The sequence below is a fragment of the Rhodopseudomonas pentothenatexigens genome, from assembly GCF_900218015.1.
Classification (GTDB): Bacteria; Pseudomonadota; Alphaproteobacteria; order Rhizobiales; family Xanthobacteraceae; genus Rhodopseudomonas; species Rhodopseudomonas pentothenatexigens.
Map to the genome: position 1 here is coordinate 1 of NZ_UFQQ01000062.1, position 2,373 is coordinate 2,373.

The window sequence follows — 2,373 nt, forward strand, 5'->3', positions numbered from 1 at the left end:
CCGAAGCAGAGCAACGCTACTACGCCATGATGGAACAGCCCGACATGGCGGCATAACTTAAACCAAACGGCCTCCGGCAAACCCGGGGCGGTTCACAATGCCGGAGCAGTGGGACTACAGGGCTATCATCAAATCGCGGTCCAAGGGCTCTCCCCAAGTGCCCAGTGAGAATATTGCTCAAACCACTGACGAGCGATTTCCCGTCTTGGAAAACTATCTCATTTATACTCTCTGCCGCATTGCCGATGAGCAAAAATTCAAAGTAGTCAAGAATAAGGACGGCGATTTTGCGATTGCGAACACTGGATTGGCTACACATTTTCAGAAGGAGATCTATGCTCTATTCTACCCGACTCGAACACCTCAGGTGGAGCAGAAGTGGACATTGCATAGCTTTGTGGAGGAGTCCGAGCGCAAGTTGCGTGGGGCAAAGGCAGACCTTGCAAGCTACTATACCGATTCAGCGGACTTAATCTACGATACGCGCTTAGAATTGGAGTATGACATCGATCACATCATAACTGATAATCGAAGGCGGGTCCCCGCAAAGTTCCGGGATGATGAGGGGCTTCTTGTGAATGCCTTGCACGGTGCCATCGATCGTGCAAAGAAGCGTGTCAAGCGCAACTACAAAACTGCCATTCCCCAATTTCACCTCGGGAAAATTCAGTTGTTGTTGCCTCTTTGTTTGTCTGACGACAGACAGGCGGACCTTGCGCTGGTAATCAATAAAGAAGGGGAGGGCTATTACGGATCGACGGCATTAAGCTTGGCGGATGCTTACAACAATGCACGTCTAATCGCTCGGCCAGATGAAGAATGGCTTGAGCCAAGAGACGTTGAAGTCGAAAATGGCAAGAGGTCGTTCCGAAGAGAGGGGTCGCGTTAGTCGATCCGAACGATTGAGACGCGCGCCGCACTGTTTCGTTTGTCGCGATACCCCAACTATCGAAAGACGTCGACCGGGCAGCGCTGCCAGAGATTGCCGCACCTGTTGGCGCGCACTCTTTCCGCTGCTCCTCGACACTGGAATGCGGCTTGGAGAGGCAGTCTCGATCGAATGCGCCTGGATCCGACGGGAGTACGGATTTGTCCACATTCCCGACTCGAAGAACGGCAGCGCGCGGCACGTTGCGCTTTCGGATCGAGCCTACGCCGGTCTGCTCGAATTGACGGACGGGGAGCCTGCCGACAGCAAGGTCTTCCGCTTCACGGTCTGGGTCGCCAAAGACGCCTGGCGGAATGAGATCAGGGTCAGGGCAGGGTGTCAGGACTTGAGGATTCACGACCTACGGCACGAGGCCTTGTCGAGGATGGCAGCGAGGGGAGCCGATCTGAAGACGCTGATGCGGCAGAGCGGTCACAAGACGGTGGCCGTGCTCATGAGGTACTTGAATCCGACACCTGCTGAGCAGAGATCGAGGCTGTTTCCGAATGACGCCCTCATTGAAGCGAAGGCCTGACGCTCAGATTGCCTGCCCGCAGCGAGCGGACGGCAACGGCAAACACCGTCGGATTGAATGTTGGTCAGCCCTTGGTGCCAATGCCCTCCGACTGTGCCCACATCAGCGGGTTTGCTCCACATCGAAAGCGGGCATTCGGTCAAGCAAACTACGAATGTCTGACTTGGGCCATGAGCGGACGGTCGTGCTTCGCGATGGCTTGTGGTTCAATCTCTCGGAAGCGTCTCGTTCGGCCTTCGCCGATGTGATCAGCTGACATCGTGCATTCGAAGTGAACCAATTCGTGTGCCGCGGCAGTTTGCTCGGGCCAAATGGGCCAGGCGGCTCAAGCTGGTTGCTGTTCGGCAGGTGTCGCGCGTTCGTCCAGCGGGAGCGCGAGCGTTATCAGCCAGCTAAGCAGCAGCATGGCCGCCGATCCGATGAGGCAGCCAACGATGCCGGCGAGCTGGTAGAGCGCACCGGACAGCACAATCCCCAGTAGACGTCCGACGGCGTTGGCAGCGTAGTAGAAGCCAACGTCCCGCGGCCTTCTCCGATCTCGCATAGGCTAGGATCAGATAGGAGTGCAGCGAGGAGTTCACCGCGAATGGCAGGCCAAACAATGCCAACCCTACCACCAGGAGCAGGTCGAGCCGAGCAACGTCAACCAAGATCATCCCAAGTGCCAGCGTCATCGGAATTGCGGCCAGCCCAGCAGCCCAGTACCGTGCTGCTGGGACTTCGCGGCTGAGGCCGTCGCTGCTTCGCGTCACGAGGCTGGGTGCAACAGCCTGTACGCCACCATAGGCGATTGTCCAGGCAGCCAGGAAACCGCCTGTCAATCGGCATTGGATCGGGACCCCGTATCGGCGTCCAAAAGGGACCCCTCGGGATGACGAGGCGCGAGCAAGCCGCGAGCGAGCGCGCTGTC

The 2,373-nt window shown here is 57.4% G+C and carries 2 protein-coding genes; both read left to right on the plus strand.

Annotated features, from left to right (window positions below):
- Window positions 1–97 precede the first annotated feature (97 nt).
- Window positions 98–889, plus strand: coding sequence for a DUF3825 domain-containing protein (locus DWA33_RS24790; protein WP_114361128.1), 792 nt, complete (start codon window positions 98–100; stop codon window positions 887–889).
- A 142-nt stretch (window positions 890–1,031) separates the two neighbouring features.
- Window positions 1,032–1,463 (plus strand): site-specific integrase, encoded by a 432-nt coding sequence (locus DWA33_RS24795; protein WP_244601397.1) that lies wholly within the window; start codon window positions 1,032–1,034, stop codon window positions 1,461–1,463.
- Window positions 1,464–2,373: the final 910 nt, after the last annotated feature.